The organism is Frankia canadensis, assembly GCF_900197875.1.
Lineage (GTDB): Bacteria > Actinomycetota > Actinomycetes > Frankiales > Frankiaceae > Frankia > Frankia canadensis.
Window position 1 is genome coordinate 1 of the sequence record NZ_FZMO01000256.1, and the last position, 5220, is coordinate 5220.

Genomic DNA, 5220 nt, shown 5'->3' on the forward strand with positions numbered 1-5220 from the left:
GCCCTGCCCGCCAACGGGGCGCACCGCCGGCTGGAATCGTTCCGTGAGCAGACGGTCGCTGATACCGGACTCCCGCCAGTACGATTCGGCGCAGTCGACCATGCCGAGCGGCCCGCAGACCCAGGCCATCCGCTCCGGGAGGTCGGTACAGATCGCGGACAGCGCGGCCATCGTCAGCCGTGCCGCGGGCCGGCCGCTCGCAGGGCGGGTGTGATGCTCGTACAGGCGCACAGTCGGGAACCGGGCGGCGATCCGGCGAAGCTCCTCACCGAAGATGACCTCCGAGGCGTTCCGCGCGGAGTGCGCGAGGAAGACGTCGGGCATCCGCCGGCCCTCGGCCAGGTGTCGCAGCATCGACATCACCGGGGTGATCCCGCTGCCGGCGGTCACGAAGAGCAGGCGGTCCGGCAGTTCGTCCGGCAGCACGAACCGTCCCGATGGATGCCCGAGCCGGACGATCTGGCCCGGGCGCAGCGCATGCACGATGTGCCGGGACACCACACCGTCTGGCCTCACTTTCACCGTGATGGCGATGAGGCCGTCCGGGCGTCCGGGCGGGGACGACAGCGAGAAGGTCCGCCGATGCCACACGCCCTCGATGCTCACACCGACCCCGACATGCTGACCCGCCAGGCCTCCTCGCCAGCCCCGACCGGGCCGGACAACGATCGTCGAGGTATCGGACGTCTCCGGAGAAATTTCCTCGACACGCCCGGACAACTGGTGCCGCGACCACAGCGGATTGATGATCGCCCGGAAGTCGTCCGGTCTCAGCGGACTTGTCATGGAGCCCGCCACGGCACCGAGAAGCGCCCTGATGGCCAGCATCGATCTCCTTGTAGCGCGGGCGGGCGAGGGGGATTTCGCCAGACGGTCACCGGCCTCGGCCAGCGGCATATTCGGTCCGTCAGCCGGCACGGTACACCGCCGCCCCGCCCCCGCCCCGTCGACCATCCCGACGGGAAGACCTCCGGAAAGACATTGAGGGCCGGCGGTGGCCCGAGCTCACTGTGGTCAAATGGCAGATCCGGGGCGACGGCTTCACGTAGCATGGCGGTATGGCGGGCGATGATCTGTGGACGACCGCGGGCATCGCCCACCGGTTGGCCATTTCGGTGGAACGAGCCAGGCGGCTGTGCGCCCGGGCGGATTTTCCCAGCCCTGTCCGGTCTGTACCGCATTTCGATCTGTGGCGGGCGAGCGATGTCGAAGCCTGGCTACTGGAGGGTCGGCCTGGCTACTGACCGCGCAGCCGCCCCTCGTCGACGTGGGCACCCGTGGCCGGTCAGGCTCGACGCATGCTGGGTGGAGTAGCGTTCGGCCTCGTCGCGATCGCCCTCGTAGTAGGGGCGGCCTTGGCAGCGCGCCGGTTCGGTCTCCCGGCCCCGGTGCTTCTCGTCGGCGCGAGCGCCGTCTACACGTTGCTGCCCGGCCCGGACCTGCGGCTGGAGCCCGACATCGTTCTGGCGTTGGTCATCCCGCCGTTGCTGTTCTCCGCCGCGCTGAGCTCGAGCCTGCTGGAGATCCGGGCGAACCTGCGAGCGGTGATCTCCCTGTCCGTCCTGCTCGTCGCCGCCACCGCACTGGTCATCGGCGGCCTGTTGGTCACAGTGGTACCGGGTCTGTCGTTCGCCGCCGCCTGCGCTCTCGGCGCGGCCCTGGCGCCACCGGACGCCGTGTCGGCCCTGTCCATCGGACGGCGTGTAGGCCTGCCGGACCGGCTACGCACCGTCATCGAGGGCGAAAGCCTGCTCAATGACGCGACGGCGCTGACCCTCTACACGGTGGCGGTGGCCGCGGTCGTCGGCGGCCCGTTCGACGTCCCGTTCGTCACCGGGAAGTTCCTGGCCGCCGCCCTCGGCGGGATCGCCGTCGGGATCGCCGTCGCCTGGCTCATCGGGCAACTACGGCACCGGATCGAGGAGCCGGTCGCCGAGACGGCCATCTCCCTGGCCACGCCCTTCGCCGCCTACCTGCCGGCCGAGGCGCTGCACGCCTCCGGCGTCCTCGCGGTCGTCACCGCCGGGCTCGTCCTGGGTCACCAGTCCCGGCAGCTGCTGTCCGGGGCGGCCCGGCTGCACGCCCTCGCCGTGTGGCGCCTGGTGGACCTGCTGCTCGAAGGATTCGTATTCCTCCTCATCGGCCAGCAATTCGTCGCCATCGTGCCCGCCATCGAGGACTATCCCCTGGGCACGGTGCTGGCCGCGACGGCGGTGACGATCGGCGGCGTGCTGCTGACCCGAGCGCTGTGGCTGCTGGTCCCCGCCCTGCTCCCGACGCGGCTGCGGTTCCTGTCCCCACATCCTCACCTGTCTGGCCGTGAGCTCGTGGCGTTGTCCTGGTCCGGGATGCGCGGGGTGATCTCACTTGCCGCCGTGTTCGCGCTGCCGCTGTCCACCGACGCCGTCGGGTTCCCCCACCGCGACCTGCTGCTGTTCTGCGCCTACAGCACCGTCCTGCTCACCCTCATCGGACAGGGCCTGACGTTTGGACCACTGCTCCGACGGCTGGGAGTACGGCCCGACGCCGACGAGGGGCGACGCCAGCGCGCCCGGGCCCGCGTAGCCGCGGCCGAAGCCGGCCTACGAACGCTGCGATCCCTCCAAGGGCACGAACCGATCCCCGTCGTCCTCGCCGAACGGCTCCGCCGAGCCGCGGAGGACCGCAAACAACGCAGCGTGGACAGCCTGACATCGCTGAACACCCCTACCGATGAACAGATCCCTCCCGAGAGTCCGACAGACACGTTCGGCCGCGTACGACGCACCATGATCGAGGCCGAGCGAGACGAGCTACAACTCTGGCGAGACACCGGACAGCTCACCGACGTCTCCCTCCGCCTCCTCGAAAACGAACTCGACCACGAAGAAGGAGCGCTTCCCCCTCCCTGAACCGATCCTCAGAGAGCCTCGACCAGATCCAGCGGGCCCTCCGACTGCTGCCGGCGGCCAGGGGCATCGGCCGCCTGGCGGTCCGAACGGCCTGTGCGCCGGGTATGCGAAGCTGCGGCGCGGATTCACACGACGGAACGGGCGCCTACCGCGGCGGCAGGACCAAAGGCGGGTGTCCGGGGCAGCGACTACTCCGACCTGCGCCGTCGGGTCACGGGCGCGGAACTGATGAAACGTCGGCGTATCTGGTATTACGCGCGATGGCGGTGAACATTGGTCTGCTCGCCGGGGGGTGGGTGGAATTCGTCGCGGTGGGAAACTCGTGGTGGCAGCTAGCCACCGCGGCGTTTCTGGCGGTGATGTTCACGCGGGTCGCGTTCATCTGGCATGACGCCGGGCACCAACAGATCTTCACCGGCCGTCGAGGCAACGACACCGTGGGTCTGATACATGGCAACGTGCTGGTCGGGCTGAGCTACGGCGTGCCCTCACGAAGCTGTGGCGCCGTGCTCGCGCTCACCGGCACCACCCAGACCGCACCGTGATCGCCCACCGGCTCACCAGGTTCTACACCTGGTGCGCCGACGCCGCCATCCCCGAACTCGACCGCCTCGCCACCACGATCAGCACCTGGTGGCCCCGCATCGAGGCATTCTGCACACCGGGATCACCAACGCCGCCAGCGAGGCCACAACCGGGTCGTCGAACTCGACGCCCGCAACGCCTACGGCTACCGCAACCCCACCAACCAGCGTCTACGAACACGCTGCGCAACCGCCCGCCGAGCCCGCGGATGCCTCAACCCCGCTCAACTTCGAAGACCCAGTATTATCCGGGCCTGAAATTGTTATTATCGGAGCCGGTGAGGGGACTCGAACCCCTAGCCGCTCGATTACAAGTCGCATGCGCGCGTGCCGGACGGTGCCGCAAGCTGCCGGGCGATGCCGCGTTCTCCCAGGTCACGGAAATTTCTATGCCGGAGCATGTTTGTGAGTGCCGCGCCCTGTCGGAACATCCGCACCCACAATGAGCCCATCCACCGCGCGTCCGGAGATCGACTGCGGCACACTGCGGTCGGGCATGCGGATGTCGAGGTCGCCTGGGTGGTTGCGGTGCGCTTGGCAACGCACCACAAACATCCCCAACCACCATGGCCCATGCGGTTGCATATCGTGCACACATTCCCACTACCTGTACCCGCGCAGTAGCCGGGGCTCTCGGTACGCGGCGTCGCTGGGCGCCCGGCTGCACGAACCTGCGCGGGGACGCGGGCAGCCAGAGGCCAGGCGGTAACTATCGGGGCCCGCATCGTGTGGACGATGCGGGCCCCGACCTGCCTCAACCAGGCGTGCACCGCAGGAGAATCGAACTTCCGCACCTCCCCCGCATCATCAAGGGAGGCGGACCAACCGGCGCTGAGTGTCAGACTACCCGAAGCCCAAGTCCCGCCTCCTGTCTTGCCTCCATGCGCCCGACCGCCGCTGGCACGACCAGGGTGTCGGGGTACCAAGGCGGCTCAGCGCCCACGGCTGGTCGGCCAGCGGGTCCTCGAACGTGCCTCACCGCACGGAGCCGACCTCGCGCCCCTCACCCAGCAGAGGAGCGCCCGGGCGGACAGGTTCCGTCCGCGGGCTTACTCCCAGGGCGAGCGTGCGGCTGATCGGCGGCCACGACCTTGCGCGCGATCTACCGCCCGTTCGGCCTCTACCGATCGAAGTCGGCCGTACTCAGGACCGCCACACGATACGGTCGCGATAGCGTGAACGTGACTGTTCGTGCCGTCTGCGTCAGCGGCAGCGAGGTCCGCCGAACTCGGCGTGGCGGGCACTACGGGGGGAACGATGCGGGAGCGTCTGCTCGATCTGGTGCGGGCACGGCTGGAACACCTCGTTGGACGACTCGGACGCCGGCGACCAGTTGATCTGGTGCGGGCACGGCTGGAGCGGTTCGCGGCCGACCAGGATCCGGCCTCGGTGCTGGATCCGGAGGCGACCGCCGAGCTGGCAGCGCTACTCGGCTCGGTGCCGGATCCAGCCGCGGATCTAGAGATCGCGTATGTGGCCGGGTGGCTGCATTGGACGCGCTACCAGGTTCTGCCCGCAGGGGAGGACCAGGAAGATCTCACCGCCGCGCTGACGCTATTCGAGCCGGTGTACCAGGCATTCCCGGACCATGTTCCTGAACAGGTGCGCGCTATCTTCGACGAGCAGCGGCACGGCGCCGCCGGGCCCCTCACCACGTTGAACGACCGTGCCGTCGACCTGCTGCGCGAGCCCCTGCGGACCGGTGACCGAACAGCGCTGAACGATGCGATCGACCTCCTACGACA

Annotated in this window: 3 protein-coding genes and 1 pseudogene; 3 read left to right on the plus strand and 1 reads right to left on the minus strand. The window is 69.0% G+C overall.

From position 1 onward, the window contains the following. On the minus strand, positions 1–828 hold an 828-nt coding region (locus tag C1A33_RS19540), incomplete at its 3' end, for a ferredoxin reductase (protein ID WP_101832892.1). Between the two features lie 470 nt (positions 829–1298). Here C1A33_RS19540 and C1A33_RS19550 point away from each other — a divergent pair. The 3 genes and pseudogenes from C1A33_RS19550 to C1A33_RS19560 all read left to right on the plus strand — a co-directional run. After that, positions 1299–2891, plus strand: coding sequence for a Na+/H+ antiporter (locus C1A33_RS19550; protein ID WP_101832894.1), 1593 nt, complete (start codon positions 1299–1301; stop codon positions 2889–2891). Between the two features lie 260 nt (positions 2892–3151). Then, positions 3152–3436, plus strand: a complete 285-nt coding sequence (locus tag C1A33_RS19555; protein ID WP_101832895.1) for a hypothetical protein — start codon at positions 3152–3154, stop codon at positions 3434–3436. Between the two features lie 1296 nt (positions 3437–4732). After that, positions 4733–5220: pseudogene (locus C1A33_RS19560) on the plus strand (hypothetical protein); the annotation flags it as partial.

Excerpts from the sequence above, each read along its gene's own strand:
- C1A33_RS19555 (WP_101832895.1), top strand. The coding sequence starts at position 3,152 with ATGGCGGTGAACATTGGTCTGCTCGCCGGGGGGTGGGTGGAATTCGTC.
- C1A33_RS19550 (WP_101832894.1), top strand. The coding sequence starts at position 1,299 with ATGCTGGGTGGAGTAGCGTTCGGCCTCGTCGCGATCGCCCTCGTAGTA.